Source organism: Microbacterium sp. 69-10, from assembly GCF_001897945.1.
GTDB lineage: Bacteria > Actinomycetota > Actinomycetes > Actinomycetales > Microbacteriaceae > Microbacterium.
Genome location: NZ_MKRT01000020.1, coordinates 27,749 through 45,611, shown reverse-complemented (window position 1 = coordinate 45,611; position 17,863 = coordinate 27,749). Strand labels below are relative to the sequence as shown.

General features: G+C 68.5%; 17 protein-coding genes. 14 read left to right on the top strand and 3 right to left on the bottom strand.

What is annotated here, in order from left to right; all coding sequences use genetic code 11:
- The 3 genes from BGN97_RS08430 to BGN97_RS08420 form a co-directional block, all read left to right on the top strand.
- Positions 1–448: DUF433 domain-containing protein (locus tag BGN97_RS08430; RefSeq protein ID WP_292700004.1), on the top strand; the 448-nt coding region annotated here is incomplete at its 5' end.
- Positions 445–867, top strand: coding sequence for a hypothetical protein (locus BGN97_RS08425; protein ID WP_292700001.1), 423 nt, complete (start codon positions 445–447; stop codon positions 865–867). The genes BGN97_RS08430 and BGN97_RS08425, both read left to right, overlap by 4 nt.
- A 92-nt stretch (positions 868–959) precedes the next feature.
- A complete protein-coding gene (locus BGN97_RS08420; RefSeq protein WP_292699998.1) occupies positions 960–1,349 on the top strand; it encodes a DUF2510 domain-containing protein in 390 nt (129 codons plus the stop codon).
- A gap of 331 nt (positions 1,350–1,680) precedes the next feature.
- On the opposite strand, the gene BGN97_RS08415 is transcribed toward BGN97_RS08420, so the two are convergent.
- Positions 1,681–2,433, bottom strand: coding sequence for a hypothetical protein (locus BGN97_RS08415; protein WP_292699996.1), 753 nt, complete (start codon positions 2,431–2,433; stop codon positions 1,681–1,683).
- Between the two features lie 303 nt (positions 2,434–2,736).
- Here BGN97_RS08415 and BGN97_RS08410 point away from each other — a divergent pair, with 303 nt between their 5' ends.
- From BGN97_RS08410 to panB, 9 genes are all read left to right on the top strand, one after another.
- A complete protein-coding gene (locus tag BGN97_RS08410; protein ID WP_292699995.1) occupies positions 2,737–3,822 on the top strand; it encodes a Fic family protein in 1,086 nt (361 codons plus the stop codon).
- 80 nt (positions 3,823–3,902) lie between these two features.
- Positions 3,903–5,354: a DUF3375 domain-containing protein gene (locus BGN97_RS08405; protein WP_292699993.1), complete on the top strand. Its 1,452-nt coding sequence runs from the start codon at positions 3,903–3,905 to the stop codon at positions 5,352–5,354.
- Positions 5,354–5,980 (top strand): DUF4194 domain-containing protein, encoded by a 627-nt coding sequence (locus tag BGN97_RS08400; RefSeq protein WP_292699991.1) that lies wholly within the window; start codon positions 5,354–5,356, stop codon positions 5,978–5,980. Before BGN97_RS08405 ends, BGN97_RS08400 begins: the two co-directional genes overlap by 1 nt.
- Positions 5,980–9,288, top strand: a complete 3,309-nt coding sequence (locus tag BGN97_RS08395) for an SbcC/MukB-like Walker B domain-containing protein (protein WP_292699989.1) — start codon at positions 5,980–5,982, stop codon at positions 9,286–9,288. Before BGN97_RS08400 ends, BGN97_RS08395 begins: the two co-directional genes overlap by 1 nt.
- On the top strand, positions 9,285–10,433 hold the full coding sequence (locus BGN97_RS08390) for a DUF3322 and DUF2220 domain-containing protein (protein ID WP_292699987.1): 1,149 nt from the start codon (positions 9,285–9,287) through the stop codon (positions 10,431–10,433). Before BGN97_RS08395 ends, BGN97_RS08390 begins: the two co-directional genes overlap by 4 nt.
- A gap of 130 nt (positions 10,434–10,563) precedes the next feature.
- Positions 10,564–11,319 carry a Rossmann-like and DUF2520 domain-containing protein gene (locus BGN97_RS08385; protein WP_292699985.1) on the top strand — a complete coding sequence of 252 codons (756 nt, stop codon included), beginning with the start codon at positions 10,564–10,566 and terminating at the stop codon, positions 11,317–11,319.
- Positions 11,316–12,212: a pantoate--beta-alanine ligase gene (gene panC / locus BGN97_RS08380; protein WP_292699983.1), complete on the top strand. Its 897-nt coding sequence runs from the start codon at positions 11,316–11,318 to the stop codon at positions 12,210–12,212. Before BGN97_RS08385 ends, panC begins: the two co-directional genes overlap by 4 nt.
- Positions 12,212–12,637, top strand: coding sequence for an aspartate 1-decarboxylase (panD, locus tag BGN97_RS08375; RefSeq protein WP_292700034.1), 426 nt, complete (start codon positions 12,212–12,214; stop codon positions 12,635–12,637). Before panC ends, panD begins: the two co-directional genes overlap by 1 nt.
- On the top strand, positions 12,634–13,500 hold the full coding sequence (panB, locus tag BGN97_RS08370) for a 3-methyl-2-oxobutanoate hydroxymethyltransferase (RefSeq protein WP_292699982.1): 867 nt from the start codon (positions 12,634–12,636) through the stop codon (positions 13,498–13,500). The genes panD and panB overlap by 4 nt, the downstream gene beginning before the upstream one ends.
- A gap of 4 nt (positions 13,501–13,504) precedes the next feature.
- On the opposite strand, the gene BGN97_RS08365 is transcribed toward panB, so the two are convergent.
- Positions 13,505–13,954 (bottom strand): MarR family transcriptional regulator, encoded by a 450-nt coding sequence (locus BGN97_RS08365; RefSeq protein WP_292699980.1) that lies wholly within the window; start codon positions 13,952–13,954, stop codon positions 13,505–13,507.
- Between the two features lie 62 nt (positions 13,955–14,016).
- Between BGN97_RS08365 and BGN97_RS08360 the strand changes: the two genes are divergently transcribed.
- Positions 14,017–14,385, top strand: coding sequence for a VOC family protein (locus BGN97_RS08360; protein WP_292699978.1), 369 nt, complete (start codon positions 14,017–14,019; stop codon positions 14,383–14,385).
- A 132-nt stretch (positions 14,386–14,517) separates the two neighbouring features.
- On the opposite strand, the gene BGN97_RS08355 is transcribed toward BGN97_RS08360, so the two are convergent.
- Positions 14,518–16,713: a malate synthase G gene (locus BGN97_RS08355; RefSeq protein WP_292699976.1), complete on the bottom strand. Its 2,196-nt coding sequence runs from the start codon at positions 16,711–16,713 to the stop codon at positions 14,518–14,520.
- An 87-nt stretch (positions 16,714–16,800) separates the two neighbouring features.
- On the opposite strand from BGN97_RS08355, the gene BGN97_RS08350 reads away from it, so the two are divergent.
- Positions 16,801–17,565, top strand: a complete 765-nt coding sequence (locus tag BGN97_RS08350; RefSeq protein ID WP_292699972.1) for an IclR family transcriptional regulator — start codon at positions 16,801–16,803, stop codon at positions 17,563–17,565.
- Positions 17,566–17,863 lie beyond the last annotated feature (298 nt).

The window sequence follows — 17,863 nt, the reverse complement described above, 5'->3', positions numbered from 1 at the left end:
GCTAAGACCGGCGATCGAGCTGCTGCGAGAGGAGTTCGGCCAGTACCCGCTCGCGCACGCGCATCCGTTCCTCGACGTCGAAGGACGTGAGCTCGTACGCCTCGTGCAGACGAAGGTCGGACTCGAGCGCCCGCTGCAGCTCGTCGTCGTCCGCAACGGGCAATTGATGATGGCTGAGGCGACCGAGCGCTTCAGCGAAGCTGTCGAGTATGAAGCAGGTGTCGTGGGCAGGTTCCGGCCAGACCTTCGTACTCCGGATGTCACCATGGATCCAGCGCGCACATTCGGTCAGCCGGCGATCCGGAACGTACGTACCGAGATCCTCGCGGAGGACTTCCGTGCCGGATCCACGCGCGACGAGATCGCCGAGCTTTATGACCTGACGGCGTCGCAGGTGGACGAGGCGATTCGCTTCGAACTGATCGCGGGCAGCGGCCGGGCGGCATGATGTCCGCCGCGTTCTCCCCGGTGTACTTCACCGATGAGAACGCGCTGGGCATGGGCAAGGTCCTGCATCGTTCCGGGCGTGAGGATGTCCTGTTTCCTGGGCATCCGAGTCTTGCCGAGGTGCCGCTCGGCAGCCTGGACCTCGAGTGGATGCCGATCGTCGGACGACTCGGACTCATCGTCGTGACGCGTGACCGGAGGATCCGGACGCGCCCAGCGGAACTTCGTGCCTATCGAGAACACGGAATCCGCTCGGTGTGGATCGGCGCCAAGCAGGATCTCCGACCGCAGGATCAGGTCGAGATGTTCCTCAAGCATGAGGCCCGGCTGAGGCGGGAGATCATCAAGCTCGGCCCGGGGCCCTGGGCGCTCGCGATGTCGCCGTCCGGAGTGCGACCGCTCGGTCTGTCGCAAGGCTGACGTCGCGGCGTCCCACTAATGCTGACCTGTGGCATGAGCCGCTACGTTGGGCACATAACAAGGCCCGCGAGCGGGTAGGAGAAGGGGCTCTGATGGCAGACACGCAGGCCGGCTGGTACGACGACGGATCCGGCACCATGCGGTGGTGGGACGGGCAGCAGTGGACCGATCAGGTTCAGCCACCCGCGCCGCAGCAGCCGGGGCTCGACGGGTTCATCAATCGGGCCCGAGCGGACGCCGAGGCCGGCGCGCAGCCGCGTCCCGCCCCGCAGGGCATGAGCTACGTGGTGCTGCAGGTCGTGCTCAAGGAGAAGTTCTTCGGCAGTGGCTCGGGCAATCTCACCGAGCTCGAGGGTGTGATCAACCGGCAGGCTGCGCTGGGCTATCGCCTGCACACGATCACGACCGCGTCCTCCGGGAGTACCGGCTTTGGCGGCGGCGACCGCATCCAGGCGACGATGGTGTTCGAGAAGCTCGTCTGAGCGTCCCCACCACGAACTACACTCGCTCCATGGCCATGTCGCTCCGGTTCCTATCCCGCCTGCCCGGGCGGGAGATGTTCCGGGAAGGACGTGCACATGGCACACTCACCTCATCGTCGGCACCGCGGCTGTGCTCTCTGTAAGCCCCACCAGTGGCGTGGACAGGGCAAGGCTCGCCGTTCGCCCTGGCGCGTGAACCGTCAGATCGGACGGAAGCGCCGCTGGAACGGAAGCACGCTCGACGAATAGAACCACTCTGAATGCGCCGGGCGGCAGGGGCTTCCCCTCACACGGAGCCCCTGCCGCCCGGCATCCGCCTCAGGCATCCGCCTTACGGCTTGACGAACACCTCGTCCGCGAGCAGACCGGGCGTCACTCGCCCGACGGCGGCGTCGCCGTCGGGCACGGCGAACGCGACCGAGCCGGTGGCCGACGCGCCCTTGTACATCTCGTCCAGGCCGAAGCCGTCCTTCAGCATCACCAGGTTGTCGTAGCTGTTCACGACGTTGCCGGCGCTGGTGACCATCGCGACCTGCACCTCCGCGGCGATCCCCTTGTCGCCGCCGTTGTAGGTGACCGTGTAGTTCACGATCTCGTAGTGCGAACCGGCCGGAGCCTTCTCATTGAACTGGTTCGCCTCAGCGACCACGGGGTTGCCGTCGGTGTTGACGCTGTTGACCACGACGGTCCAGTCGTCGTTGCTGATCTGCGACGACAGCGGGTACGGGTTCTCGCGCGTGCCGTGTGCGGCATCCGCCGGCTTCTTGTCATCCGCGGGCTTCGCATCGTCGGCAGGCTTCTCGACGGGCTGCGACACCGTCGTCTCGCCGCTGCCGAACGCGTTGTTGAACGACGTGGCGACCACGGCGAAGAAGACGATGAAGCCGACGATTGTCCCGACGACCGCGACGATCAGACCCACGATGCCCATCCACTTGCGGTCGCCCTTCAAGAACAGCGACACGATGCTGAGGATGAATGCGATCGGCAGCAGGATCCAGCCGACGATCAGAGCGCCGGGAATGCACGCGAAGATGAAGCCGACGATCGCGACGGACGTCGCAGGGAGCCGGTCCCCGCGCACTCCGATCAGCGCCCTCCCAGTTGGCGTCGAGCGTGGAGTCGGGGGAGATCTCCGTGGTCCGCGAGGACCGGCTGAATCGAACTATAGCGACTGCGGGGGACATTGATCTCCCCGCGTAGAAAGCCGACGGCAAGGGCGGGACGCCGCGGCGTTCACACCTCGGTCGGTGCTCGGCGCCGACGTGTAAAGCGATCTCCCACGTTCCAGAAACATGTAAAGAATTCATCATATTTTTTACACGTCATGCCGAAGTGTGACTATCTTTGACACATGGCCTGGAACGCTGATGAGCCGTACAACGAGTTGCCGCTGCTGCCGCCCCGTGCGGAGTTCGAGACTCGCGCCGTACTCAAGGCGACGGTGCGCGCGCGCACCGCGCTCGCCGCAATGGATGAGGCGACCAAACGGATGCAGAACCCGATGGTGCTGGTGAACTCCCTCTCCCTGCTTGAAGCGCAAGCGAGTTCCGAGATCGAGAACATCGTGACGACCACGGATGAACTGTTTCGATACGCGCAGGATGTCGCCGACTCTGCGACCGCAGAGACGAAGGAGACGCTGCGATATCGCGCCGCGCTGTTCAGCGGGATGGAGTCCATCAGGCGTCGGCCCCTGTCTGTGAACACCGCCATCGAGGTGTGCACGAACATCCACCGTCGCGACATCGGGGTGCGGAATCTGCCCGGCACGATCATCGGCAATCCGAAGACCCGTCGTGCCATCTACACGCCTCCTACAGGCGAGGCCGTCATTGTGCAGAAGCTGAGCAACTGGGTCGACTTCGTACACACGACCGCTGACATCGATCCGCTCGTGGTCATGGCCATCACCCATTACCAGTTCGAGGCGATCCATCCGTTCACTGATGGCAACGGGCGCACCGGACGCATCCTCAACGTGCTGCAGCTCGTCGAAGCGGGACTTCTGCGCGAACCGATCCTGTACCTGTCGAGGTTCATCATCCAGAGCAAAGACGAGTACTACCGCCTGCTGCTGAGTGTCACAGCAGAGGAGGCATGGGAGAACTGGATCCTTTTCGTGCTGCGAGGGATTGAAGAGACGGCGGTCCGCACACTGTCGAAGATCGACCGAATCCAGACTCTGCAGGGAGACATGCGCGGCGAGATCAGAGAGCACACGACCGCAGGCAGCAACGCAGACCTCGTGGATGTTCTGTTCGAGAACCCGTATGCACGCATCGCGAATGTCGTGGAGCGCTGCGGTGTCTCCCGCCCGACGGCGACGGGCTGGCTGAACGCGCTGGTCGCCGCCGACGCGCTGGTGAGCATCCGGCTCGGACGTGAGCGGCTGTTCATCAACCAGCGCTTTATGCACATCCTGTCGACGGACGAGCCGGCCGTGAGTTCGGAGGCGGAGATGCTTTTCTGATCTCGTCGCAAGCTCGAGTCGTCCGCGGATGCGTTCCGATGTCGGTGGTGCGCCGACACAATAGAGCCCAGGAGGTTCGGATGTCTGCGACGGCTCGTGCATTGCGGCTCGTGCGGCGCCTCGAAGAGGACGACGCGTGGACGTTGCTGCGTGCCGACAACGCGCCGTTCGCGATCGCCCTGCTCGCCGAGCATCTCGGCGGCGGTGAACACCGCGTCGATGCCGATCAGCTGGCCGAAGCCATCGACACCGATCTCGAAGAGATCCGCTCATACGGACACGACATGCCGCTGAGCGCCCGGGGCTACCTGACCAGCTGGCGTACCGCTGGGCTCATTCACCGGAGGCCGTCCGAGGTGAGTCGAGGTGAGACGTACGAGCTGACCGTCGATGCTCTGGCGGCGATCAGGTTCCTGCAGACCCGTGAAGAGCCGCAGGAAGCAGCCACGGCTTCCCGCCTGGCGAGTCTGTCGATGCAGCTCACCCGGCTCGCGATCGACACCGATCCGGAGTCCGCCCGTCGACTGGAGCGGCTGCGCGCCGAGCGCGACCGCATCGACGCCCAGATCCAGGCGGTCCTCGACGGCGAGGAGGAGGTGCTGGGCGGCGCTCGCGCACTCGAACGCCTGCGCGAGCTGCTCGCACAGGCGGCAGAGGTTCCCGACGACTTCACCCGGGTGCGCGGTGTGTTCGAAGAGCTCAGCAGCACCCTGCGCGCCAAGGTGCTGGAGTCGGATGCGTCGCAGCGGTCGGTGCTCGACGACGTGTTCCGCGGCGTCGACCACATCGGTGACTCGGATGCCGGTCGCAGTTTCGCAGCCTTCTCCGCGCTCGTCCTCGATCCCGCACTGGGGGCGGCGTTCGAGCGGGACATCGCCGATGTGCTCGACCGCGAATTCGCACGGGACCTCGCGCCCGCGCAGCGGCGTCGTCTGCGCGGCTTCCTCGACGACCTGAAGGATCGCACTGCCGAAGTGCACGACGTGATCACGGTGTTCGCGCGCGGGCTGCGCAGGTATGTGCAGTCGCAGGACTATCAGCGCGACCGTGTGCTGCGCGGCAAGCTGCTCGCCGCGATGGGCGCAGCGCACCGGGCCGCGCCCGACATCAAACCGTACGCGGCCATCGGCCTGAACCTGGAGCTGACCGGGGTCCCGGTGAGCAGCGTGGGCGCGATCACACTGCACGACCCGTCCGAGTTCGACACCCGAGCCGAGGTCGTCACGCACATCTCGCACGAGGTCGACATCGAGATGCTGCGCGCGCTGGCACGTGAGACCGAGATCGACTTCACCGAACTGGCGTCCAACGTCAACGAAGTGCTCCAGGCGAACGAGCATCCGACCGTCGGCGACGTGCTCGCGGCATTCCCCGCCACTCAGGGCGTCGCGAGCGTGGTGGGCCTCCTCAGCCTGGCTGCTGAGCACGGCGCGATGGAAGACGGCGTCGAGCAGATCTCATGGACCAGCGCCGACGATGTGCGCAGCACGGCCCTGGTCACCACACATCGTTTCACGGGAAGGATCCCCTGATGACGGACATCGCAGCCGACGTGCTCGAGGCTGACGTGACGGAGGCGCCCGGGCTGTGGCCCGGCGACGCCGGGACCCTCACCGAGCGGTCCCGGCGGGCGCTGCTCGAACTCGTGCGCGGGCCGTATCTGTCTCGTGCGCGCTCGGCGCAGAACTGGTCCGCGCTGCTCGCCGATGAGCCGGCGATCCGTTCTCGACTCAATGACCTGTTCCTGGAACTGGTGCTGGATCGCGACGCCGAGTTCGCGTTCGTGCGGAACGCCGAATCCACCGACGTCCAGGTGCCGCGCGCGGTGCGCGCCGAGTCGTTGACCTTCCTCGACACCGCGATGCTGCTCTCGCTTCGACACACCCTGTTGAACGAAGACCGTCACGGCCGGGTCATCATCGGGCAGGACGAACTGTACGAGGCTCTCGACGTGTACCGTACCGCCGACCGCGATGCGACTGATTTCCGCAAGCGTCTGAATGCGTCGTGGAGCAAGATGGTCAACAAGCTGCGCGTGCTGCACCCGATCGGCGAGGACCGGGCCGAGATCTCGCCCGTGGTGCGGATGCTCGTCGGTGCCGAGCAGGTCGACGCCCTGCAGGCGGTCTACGACGCCATCGCCGAGGGGAGCGACTGATGACCGGGCTGTTCGCACTCGACGATGAGGTCCACGACCCGCGGCATCCGGGGCAGTGGCGGCTCTCGCGCATCGAGGTGCTGAACTGGGGCACGTTCGACGGGCATCACGTGATCCCGGTCGCACGCGAGGGGCATCTGTTCACCGGGGCATCCGGGTCGGGGAAGTCCTCCCTGTTCGACGCGATCGCAGTGGTGCTCACCCCCGATCGCTGGCTGCGCCTGAACGCCGCCGCCCAGGAGGGTGCGTCGCGCTCCGGCGACCGCAGCCTGGTCACCTACGTGCGCGGTGCGTGGACGAAAGAGGCGGATGCCACTTACGACCGCGCGGTCAGCACGTATCTGCGCCGGAACGCGACGTGGAGCGGCATCCTGCTGCGCTTCGACGACCTGCGCGGCGACCCGGTGACGCTGGTGCGCCTGTTCCACCTGAAGGGGACGACCACCGACCCGGGCGATCTCAGGGACGCCTGCGTGCTGCTGCGCGCTGACATCGCACTGCCCGATCTCGCCCCGTATGCGGCTCGCGGGATCGATGTGCGGCGGCTGAAGAACGACGTCGCGCCCGCGGTGGCGACGAGCTCGCGCTCGCACGGGGCGTTCTACGCCCGGATGCGCAGCGTGCTCGGCATCGCCAGCGAGAACGCACTGCACCTGCTGCACAAGACGCAGGCGGCGAAGAACCTCGGCAGCCTGGACACGCTGTTCCGCACGTTCATGCTGGATGAGCCCACCACGTTCGCGCGCGCGGACAACGCGGTCGAGCAGTTCGGCGAGCTGAGTGAGTCGCACAGTCACGTCGTGGATCTGCGTCGGCAGGCCGAAGCGCTCGGGGTTATCGTCACGGCGGCGGGAGAGTTCGACCATGCCGATGCCGAGGTCCGTGCCGGCGAACGGCGACGTGCACTGGTTCAGCCGTTCACCGCGGCGTGGAAGCTGCGACTCGCAGCATCCGACCTCGATGCGGCGCGAACCGAGGCCGCTCGCGCCGGACGCGAGTCCGAGCGTCTGCGCGCCGAGAGTGAACAGGCCGAGGCGCTGCACGCGGCGGCCCGGCAGCGTCTCGACCAGCGCGGTGGCGCCCAGGTCGCTCACCTGCGCGGACGCATCGACGACGCGAGGACGCGGTTGGACGAGGTCGCGGATGCGCGCGACCGCCTGGCTGGACGCCTGCGCGCGGTGGACGTGCCGATGCCAGGAGACGCCGACGAGTTCGGCCAGCTGCTCGCCACCGCACAGGCGGAGGCCGTCGCCGACGCGCCGGCGGCCATCGGGTTCGACGTGAACGACGCCCTGTCGCAGGCGCAGCAGGCCGTGCGGTCACTGGAGGCGGAGATCGAGTCGCTGCGCGGGCGGCGCACGAACATCCCACCCGACCTGCTCGTGGCCCGTCGCCTCATAACTGAGCGGCTCGGCATGCCCGAGAATGCGCTGCCGTATGCCGGTGAGCTGCTCGACGTGCGGGGCGAGTTCGCGGATTGGGCTGGCGCCATCGAGCGGGTGCTGGCGCCGGTCTCGACCGCGCTGCTGGTGCGGGACGACATACTCGCACGCGTGCGTCGCGTCGTCGACGGGATGCATCTGGAGACACGTCTGGTGATCGACGCCGTCCCGTTCCAGTCCGACCCACCGCTGCCTGTGCGTGATGAGCGCAGCGTCGTGCATCGCGTGCGTGTCGCGGACGGGCCGTTTGCCGCCTACCTGCATCGCCGGCTGGGCGCCGAGTTCGACTACGCCTGCGTCGACGATCCCGACGACCTGGACGACGTCGACCGCGGAGTCACCATCGCCGGACTTCTCAAGCGGTCGTCACGGAGATACGAGAAGAACGACCGCTTCCCGGTCGGAGATCGCCGGCGCTGGGTGCTCGGTGCCGACAACCGGGACAAGCTGGAGCATCTGCTGGCCGAGCTCCGGATTGCGGAGGGGCGCGCGGAAGCCGCGCGGAAGAGCTGGGAGCGGGCGCAGGCGGTGCGCGACGAGCAGGTAGCCCGTCGGATCCTGTTCGCCGACATCGTGCAGCTGCGCTGGTCGATGCTGGACGTCGAGGCCGCACGGCAAGTGCTGGAGGTGCGCGAGCAGGAGCTGCGACTGCTGACCGCACCCGACGGCGAGATGGCTGAGTCCGTGCGCATCGAGGGTGAGGCCCGCGCGGCGTACGAGGCGGCGCGAAGCCAATCGGCGCAGGCCGAGGTTGCGCTGGTCACGGCCGAACAGGACGTGCAACGACTGGAACGGATGCTGGAAGAGCTGCGAGCCGATCCGATCGTCGAGATCGACGATGCGGATGCCGCCGACCTGGAGCGCCGTTTCCGCACCGCACGACGTTCGATCGTGCTGGCCAACATCGATCAGATCTCGACGCAGGTGGTGGGCCAGCTCGCCACCGAGGTACAGGCCGCGTCCGCTCGCGCCCGGATGGCCGAGACGCGGTTCGTGCAGCATGCCACCGAGTTCCTCGGCCGCTGGGAGGCGTCGGCCGCAGGGCTCACCCCTGGCATCGAGGATCGAGCCGGATACCGGCAGCGCCTGGACGAGATCGTCACTCGCGGCCTGCCGGAGTATGAGGCACAGTTCCTCGGACTCCTCCGTGATCGCTCGCGCGACATGATCATCCACCTGCGCGACGATCTGCTCTCCGCCCCTCGTCGAGTCGCCGAGAGGATCGACCCCGTCAACGAGTCGTTGGGGCGCTCGCCGTACGACCGCGAAAGGTTCCTGGAGATCGTCGTCAAGACGCGCCGCTCCGGTGAGGTGGAGGAGTTCCTTGACGACTTGAAACGCATCGTCGAGGGCAACTGGGCCGAGGAGGACCTCGCCGGGGCTGAACAGCGCTTCCAGGTGCTCTCCAAGGTGATGCGCAGGCTGGCCTCCAGCGAGAACGCGGAGCGCGCCTGGCGCTCACGCGTACTCGACACCCGCGAACACGTGTCGTTCCTGGCGCAGGAGAAGGATGCCGCCGGACGGGTCATGGCGGTGCACGACTCCAGCGCCGGGCTGTCGGGCGGTCAGCGCCAGAAGCTGGTGATCTTCTGCCTGGCCGCCGCACTGCGATTCCAACTCGCGGACCGTGACGATCTGGTCCCCTCGTATGGCACCGTGGTGCTCGACGAGGCGTTCGACAAGGCGGACTCGCAGTACACCCGGATGGCGATGGACATCTTCCGTGAGTTCGGATTCCACATGATCCTCGCCACGCCGCAGAAGCTGCTGCAGACCCTGGAGCCGTACATCGGCGCTGTGACGAGCGTGTCCAACCCCGATCGCGACCAGTCGCTGCTCGCCCACGTCGTGATCGAGCGGGCATGAAGCCGGTCACTCCCGAGGATCTCGTCTCCCGCGCGGGCAGGCTCTACGAGCGGTCGGCGCGGGCGTGGGTCACCGGGGCGGTGGCGGATGCCCGGATCGACGTGCCACTTCATCCACCGACCGAGCGCGCCGCGATGGCGGATCCCGAGTCGTCTGTGCGCTGGGTGCAGGACTGGCGCCGCACCGCCGACCGGATGCCGGTGGACCTGGTCTGGGAGCAGCGGCAGTGGTCACGGGTCGGACGGCAGGATGTGCCGGTGCGGGCGGTGATCGACGGAGCATCCGACATCGCGACGGTGGTGGGCCGGTCCGGGGATTGGCGGGCGTGGCGTGCCCGGATCAGCGCGCTGCGCGATGCCGTGCTGGTCGACGGCGCGCACAGGGACGAGCTGGATGTCGCCCTCCGCACTTACGCCCGGACGATCGCCGCCCTCGACGACACAGACGCTCTCGTGCTGCAGAGCGTGGCCGCCTGGCTCGTGCGAAATCCGGTCTCGGGCCTGCGCGTGCGGCAGGTGCCGGTACGCGGCGTGCACACGAAGTGGCTGGAGCGCCATCGTGCCGTCGTCGAGTCGCTGGTCGCCGCGGGGACAGGGATGCCGGGTCTCGGGCTCATCGATTCCGAGGAGCGGTTGCGGATGCTGGTGCTCGACCCGCTGCTGCGCCCGGGCGGATTGCGCGATGTGACCGCGCCGGTCGATCAGCTCGCAGCCCTGCGGCCGGACGGTCTGCGGACGGTGCTGATCGTCGAGAACCTGGAGTCGCTGCTCGCGCTGCCCGATGTTGAGGGTGTGGTCGCCTTCCACGGTGGTGGCTACCGCGCGCATCGGATCGCGGCGCTGCCGTGGGCTTCGACGGTTCGGGTGATCTACTGGGGTGACCTCGACACGCACGGGTTCGCGATCCTGAACCGGGTGCGTTCCGCAGGACTCGATGCGCGCAGCGCGCTGATGGAGTCCGCAACGCTTGAGGCGCACCGAGACCAGTGGGTCTCCGAGCCCAAACCGTTCCGCGGTGAACTGGAATTGCTGACCCCGCAGGAGCGCCGGACGTTCGACCTGCTGGCAGAGCACGGCACCATTCGCCTGGAGCAGGAGCGAATCGATTGGAGTTACGCCTGGGAGCGGCTCGCCGAACTGTTCTGAGCGCCGAGATCAAAAGGACTATTTCTGCGTTCGAAGGCCTATCAGAAACTTCAACAGTAAGTGGCGCACGCTTGTCACTTTGATCCCAGATTTTGCCTGACATCGATGCCAGGCGGATACTCATCCCGTCATGAGCACCTCTCCGGATGCCTCCGAAACCTCCCGAACGACCATCGCCGTCATCGGCGCGGGCCGTCTCGGCGGCGTGCTCGCACGTGCGCTCACGCAGGCCGAGTTCACCGTACGCGTCCCACTCCGAAAGCACGAACAACTTCCGGCATCCGACATCGCCCTGCTCTGCGTTCCGGATGCCGAGATCGCGGCCGCCGCGAGGAGCGCCCGGCCGCACGTGAACCTCGTCGGCCACGTCTCCGGCGCCACGCCCCTCGACGACGTCGACTTCAGCATGCATCCGCTGCAGACCTTCACCGGCACCGAGGCGCCCGACGTGTTCCACGGCATCGGCGCCGCCATCGCCGGCCGCACACCGGAGGCCGAGCACCAGGCCGAGCGGCTCGCGCGAGCCCTCGGCGCCCACCCGTTCCACATCGACGACGCCCACCGCGCCGGCTATCACGCCGCCGCCTCGATCGCGTCGAACCTCGTTCTCACCGTGCTCGATGCCGCCGAACAGGTCGCCCGGGCCTCAGGCATCCGCTCGGACGAGGCGCGCGACCTGCTGACCCCTCTCGTAACCCGCACCGTCGAGAACTGGCGCTCCCACGGCGCGAAGAGCGCGCTCACCGGCCCGATCGCCCGCGGCGACGAGCAGACCGTGGCCCGCCAGCGCGCCGCGATCACCCAGCAGACCCCCGCACTTCTCCCCCTGTTCGACCGGCTCTGCGACAGCGCCCGCGCACTCGCGACCCCGAAGGGCTCCGCATGAAGATCGTCCGCACCATCACCGAGATCCGCGCCGCCGTCCGCGAAGCTCGACTCGAAGGTCACCGGGTCGGCCTCGTCCCCACCATGGGCGCCTTCCACGAGGGCCACCTCTCCCTCATGCGCGCTGCGCGCGCGGCATCCGACCTCGTTGTCGTCTCGCTGTTCGTCAACCCCACCCAGTTCGGTCCTACCGAGGATCTCGCCGCCTACCCGCGCGACGAGGCCCGCGACGCCTCGCTCGCCGAGCAGCAGGGCGTCGACATCCTCTTCGCCCCCGAGCCCGCCGAGATCTACCCCGACGGCTTCGCCACCAGCATCCACGTCGGCGGCATCACCGAGGTGCTCGACGGCGCCTCCCGCGGCGCCTTCCATTTCGATGGCGTCGCGACCGTCGTCACCAAGCTGTTCGGCATCGTCCGCCCCGACGTCGCCTTCTTCGGACAGAAGGACGCCCAGCAGGTCTTGGTCGTGCGCCGCGTCGTGCGCGATCTCGACCTCGACGTGCGGATCGAGGCCTGCCCGATCATCCGCGAGGCCGACGGGCTCGCGATGAGCTCGCGCAACGTCTACCTCGACGCGGATGCCCGTAAGCAGGCCACCGCACTGAACCGCGCCCTCGACGCGGCGGCCGACCTGCATGCGCGCGGGGAGCGGGATGCGTCGCGCATCGTCGCCGCAGCTGAGCGCGTGCTGGCGGATGCCGGCATCCGACCCGACTATCTCGAGCTGCGCTCGAACGACGACCTCAGCCCGCTCACCCACGTCGACCGCGACGCCCTGCTGGCGGTCGCCGCCCGCGTGGGCGCCGCTCGTCTGATCGACAATCACGTCCTGATCGCGGAGCCGGCAACCACCGGCATCCGCTCCGAAGCCCATCAGAGAGGCGGCGAATGATGCGACGCACCATGCTGAAGTCGAAGATCCACCGCGCGACCATCACCGGCAGCGACCTGAACTACGTCGGCTCCATCACGATCGACGCCGACCTGCTCGACGCGTCCGACATCCTCGAGCACGAGCAGGTGACGATCGTCGATGTGAACAACGGCTCGCGCTTCGAGACCTACACGATCGCCGGCGAGCGCGGCACCGGCGTGATCCAGGTGAACGGTGCGGCCGCCCGCCTGGTGCACTCCGGCGACACGATCATCATCATCTCCTACGGCGAGTACTCCGCGAAGGACCTGAAGACGTACGAGCCGACCGTCGTGCACGTCGACCGCTCCAACCGGATCATCAGGATCGACGACGCCGTGGACCAGCTGCTCACCGAGGCGACGGCATGCGGTGCGCTGAGCGACCGAAGGGAGACGAAGTGAGCGCGCAGGCCGCCGCCCGCCCGCTCGGGCTGGGCGATCTGGCCGCGAAGAAGGAGGCCGGCGAGCCGATCGTCATGGTCACCGCCTACGACCACCCCAGCGCTCAGATCGCCGAGGAGGCCGGCGTCGACATGGTGCTGGTCGGCGACTCCGCGGCCATGACTGTGCTCGGATACGACTCGACCGTGCCGGTCACGATCGACGAGATGCTGATGCTCACGCGCGCGGTGCGACGCGGACTGTCCCGGCCGCTGCTCGTCGGCGACCTGCCGTTCGGGTCGTACGAGGCATCCGACTCCCTCGCGGTGCAGACTGCGCAGCGCTTCGTGAAGGAGGCCGGCTGCGATCTGGTCAAGATCGAGCGCGGCGGCACCACGGTCGACCGGGCACGCGCGATCGTCGCCGCCGGGATCCCCGTGGTCGGACACGTCGGCCTGACCCCGCAGAGCGTCACCGCGCTCGGCGGCTACCGTGCGCAGGGCCGCACGGCCGAGGCCGCGCTCGCCGTGATCGATGACGCCCTCGCCCTGCAGGAGGCGGGCTGCGTGCTGATCGTCGTCGAGGCGGTGCCGTCTGAGGTGACGGCGCTGCTCGTGGAGCGCCTGCGGATCCCCGTGATCGGGATCGGCGCCGGAGCGGATGCCGACGGCCAGGTGCTCGTGTGGCACGACCTGCTCGGCATCTACGACGGGCCCGCGGCGAAGTTCGTCAAGCGGTACGCCGACGTGCGGGCGGCCTCGGTGGTCGGCGTCAGCGAGTACGCCCGCGAGGTGCGGTCGGGGGAGTACCCGGCGCCGGAGCACGGGTACGGGATGCCGGCCGATGAGGCCGCGCGGCTGAAGGAGCTGCTCGCGGGGCGGTGAGCCGCTACTCGTCGGTGCGCAGCGAGCGGATCATGCCCTGCAGGCCGGCGAGCGCGACCGCCTGCTCAGCAGCCGTCATTCCGCTCAGCATCCGAAGCTCGACCGCCCGTACAGCGGCGCTCGCGGCGTCGAGTGACTTGCGGCCTTTCGGCGTGAGCCGCGTCGGCAGCACCTTGCCGACCGGCGCCTCGGCGGGTCTGCTCACGAGTCCGTCCCGCTCGAGGGCCTGCAGCAGCACACTCATCGACTGCCGCGTGACGAAGGCGCCGCGGGCGAGCTCGGAGTTCGACAACCCGGGATGCTGGGCGAGCAGCTCCAGACACGAATACTCGGTGATGGTCAGCCCGAGCGGCCGCAGCACGGTCTCCATCGCCAGTCGCAGCGCGCTGGCAGCCTCTTTGAGCGCGTAACCGATGGACGTCTCCAAGTCGATCCGGTCTGCCGCTTGACTCATGTCAGTATTCTGACATACATTGGCGCATGTCAGATAACTGACACGAAATTGAGGAGCACAGCATGTCCGTCACCGGCCCCGACTTCATCTCTCTGCAGGTTCGCGATCTCGCGGCGTCGCAGGCGTTCTACGAGCGTTACCTCGGAATGGTCCGCTCGCCGGCCGGACCGCCCCACGCCGTCCTCTTCGAGACGACCCCGATCGCATTCGCGCTGCGCGACATCGTGCCGGGCACGGATCTGGCATCCGCTCCGTACCCGGGAATCGGTGCAGCAGTCTGGCTGCACGCCACTGACGTGCAGGAGATCCACGACGCGCTGGTCGCCGACGGCCACTCGATCGTCGCCGCTCCGATCGATGGGCCCTTCGGCCGTACCTTCACCTTCGCCGACCCGGATGGATACCGGATCACCCTGCACGACCGCGCCTGAGGCGGGCTCGGCATCCGTCCAGGGCGCAGATGCCGGTCGAGATCACGGATGCCGGCTCAGCCGCGGCACCCGGCGGATATCTGTACTCTGAGCCGACATCTGTACCCGGACGGCGTGTGGGACCAGGCCGGATCAGGGCTGCTGGGCCTTCTTCGCCCGACGCAGCGCGTGCAGCAGCGGCTCGGTGTAGCCGCTGGGCTGCGTGGCACCCTCCAGGATCAGGCGGCGGGCGGCCGTGTAGGCGATGCCCGGTCCGGCATCCGGTCCGAACGCGAGCGGCTCGTAAGCGGCATCCCCGGCGTTCTGCTCGTCGACCACCGTTGCGAGGCGCTGCAGCGCAGCATCCACCTCGGCCTCGGTGATCACGCCGTGCTGCAGCCAGTTCGCGAGCAGCTGGCTCGAGATGCGCAGGGTCGCGCGGTCCTCCATGAGCGCGATGCCGTGGATGTCGGGCACCTTCGAGCATCCGACGCCCTGGTCGATCCAGCGCACGACGTAGCCGAGGATGGACTGCACGTTGTTGTCGAGCTCGGTCGCGACGATCTCGGGCGTGAGGTCGCCGTCGGATGCCAGCGGCGGCTGCAGCAGCACGTCCAGCGACGCCGGGTCGTACGCCGGCAGCGTCGGGCGCACCGCGAACGGGCCGACCTGGTGGTAGTGCAGGGCGTGCAGGGTCGCGGCCGTCGGCGAGGGCACCCAGGCGGTGGATGCCCCGGAGCGCACGTGCCCGATCTTCTGCTCGAGCATGTCGTGCATCAGGTCGGGCATGGCCCACATGCCCTTGCCGATCTGCGCGCGGCCGTCGAGGCCGGCGGCCAGGCCGATGCGCACGTTGCGGTCCTCGTAGGTCTGCATGAACGGCTGCGACTTGATGCCGCCCTTCGGCAGGAACGGGCCGGCGTGGAGCGAGGTGTGGATCTCGTCGCCGGTGCGGTCGAGGAACCCGGTGTTGATGAACACGACGCGATCGGATGCCGCGGCGATCGACGCGGCGAGGTTCGAGGAGGTGCGGCGCTCCTCGTCCATGATCCCGACCTTGAGTGTCCGCTCCGGCAGCCCGAGCAGCTGCTCGACCCGTCCGAACAGCTCGGCGGCGAACGCGGCCTCGTCCGGACCGTGCATCTTCGGCTTGACGATGTACATCGAGCCCGTGCGGCTGTTGGCGCCTCGGTTCGGTCCGGTCAGCTCGGGCAGGGCGCCGAGCGCGGTCATGATGGCGTCCAGGATGCCCTCGTACACCTCCTCGCCATCGCGGTCGAGCACGGCATCCGTGCGCATCAGGTGACCGACGTTGCGGATGAACAGCACCGAGCGGCCCGGGAGCGTGAGCTCGGTGCCGTCGCGGCCCGTGTAGGTGCGATCGGCGGCCAGGCGGCGGGTGAACGTGCGCCCGCCCTTGCTGACCTCCTCGCTGAGGGTGCCGTCCATCAGCCCGCGCCAGTTCGCGTAGCCGAGAGCCTTGTCCTCGGCATCCACCGCGGCGACGGAGTCCTCCAGGTCGACGATCGTCGTGATCGCCGACTCCAGCACGATGTCCTGCACGCCGGCGGCATCCGTCCGCCCGATCACGCCGTCGCGGTCGATGACGATCTCGACGTGCAGCCCGTGGTGCTGCAGCAGGATCGCGGTCGGCGCATCGGCGTCGCCGGCGTGGCCGACGAACGCGGCCGGGTCGGCCAGGCGACGGATGCCCGTGGCGGTGTCGAGCGCGAGCCCTTCGGCGTCCACGCGGTAGGCGGTGGCGTCGGTGTGCGATCCCTGCGAGAGGGGAGCGGCCTGATCGAGCAGCGCGCGGCCGCGCGCGATGACCTCGGCGCCGCGGACCGGGTTGTAGCCCTGGCCGGGGGCGAGGTCGCCGGTCTGGGCGATGGCATCCGTGCCGTACAGCGCGTCGTACAGCGAACCCCAGCGGGCGTTCGCGGCGTTCAGCGCGAAGCGCGCGTTCAGCAGCGGGACCACCAGTTGCGGGCCGGCCATCGTGGCGATCTCGGGGTCGACGTTCTCGGTCGTGATCGCGAAGGGGGCGGGCTCGGGGACGAGGTAGCCGATCTCGGTGAGCAGCGCGCGGTAGGTCTCGGGGTCGGGGCGGCCCGGGTTCGCGCGGTGGAAGTCGTCGATGCGGGCCTGCAGTTCGTCGCGGGTGCGCAGCAGCTCCGCGTTGCGCGGGCCGAGGTCGTGCACGATGCCCGAGACGCCTGCCCAGAACGCGTCGGCGTCGAGCCCGGCATCCGCCAGGGATGGCTCGGCGAAGTCGACGATCTCGCTCGCGACCCGCAGGTCGGCGCGGTCGAGGTAGGTGGTCTCAGCGGTGAGGGTGGTGTCGGGCACGGTGCCGCTCCTTCGGTCTGGGGGCTCGCTGTCCACGGTAGAGATCCCGCCTACGTTTCGGAGCGCGGATTCCGTATTGTGAAAGTCATGCCCTCTGCCCTCACCGCCTCCAAGGTGCCCGGTTCCGTCCAGTCGGTCGCGCGCGCCTTCGCCCTGCTCGAAGCGCTCGCCGCGGCCGATGGTGAGGCGCCGCTGGCATCCCTGGCATCCGCGACCGGCCTCGCGGTGCCCACCGCGCATCGCCTGCTCGGGACGCTGCACCAGCTGGGGTATGTGCGTCAGCTCGAGGATCGGCGGTATGCGTTGGGGGCGGGGTTGATCGGGTTGGGACGGCAGGCGGTGCCGCAGGTGGCGGATGCGGCGATGCCGTTGCTGGCTGGCCTGGAGGAGGCGTTCCACGAGACGGCGAACCTGGCGGTGCTTGACGGGGATCTGGTGCTGTATGCGGGGCAGGTGCCGTCGCGGCAGCGGATGCGGATGTTCACGGAGGTGGGTCGGCGGGTGCTGCCGCATTCCACGGGGGTGGGGAAGGCGATGCTGTCGACGATGCCGGAGCCGCAGGTGCGGGCGCTGATCCTGCGGACCGGGCTGCCGCGGTTCACGCCGCAGACCCTGGTGGATGCGGACGCGTTCATCGCCGATCTGCGCCGGTCGCGGGCCCGCGGGTTCGCGGCCGACGACAGCGAGCAGGAGGTCGGCGTGCGCTGCATCGCCGTCGCCGTCCCCGGCCTGGGACAGCCGGCTGCGATCTCGGTGTCCGGGCCCGCGGCACGGATCACGGATGCCGTGGTCCCCGAGGTCGTGAAGGCGCTGCACGCCGCGGCGGTGGAACTCGCGCAGGCGGCCCGCTGACGCTTCGGCCGTCGCGGTCGATCGCTCCCCGTCATCCCTGCGGCCCGGCGTTCGGGTTGCCCCGGCGTGCGGGTCACCTCTGCCCAGGTCGCAGTTCGTGTCGCTATCCCGGCTCCTCTGCCATCCAGGTCGCACTTGGTCTCGCTCTCGCCGGCAGATAGCGGGACCAACCGCGACCTGGACGCAGGGAGAAGCGCGTTTTCGCGACGAAGTGCGACCTGGAGCCTCGATTCGTCGCGTGCGGCGCCGCAAGGATGCTGAGAACGTCCTCGAACCCCTTGCCGAACGACAGCTAGCG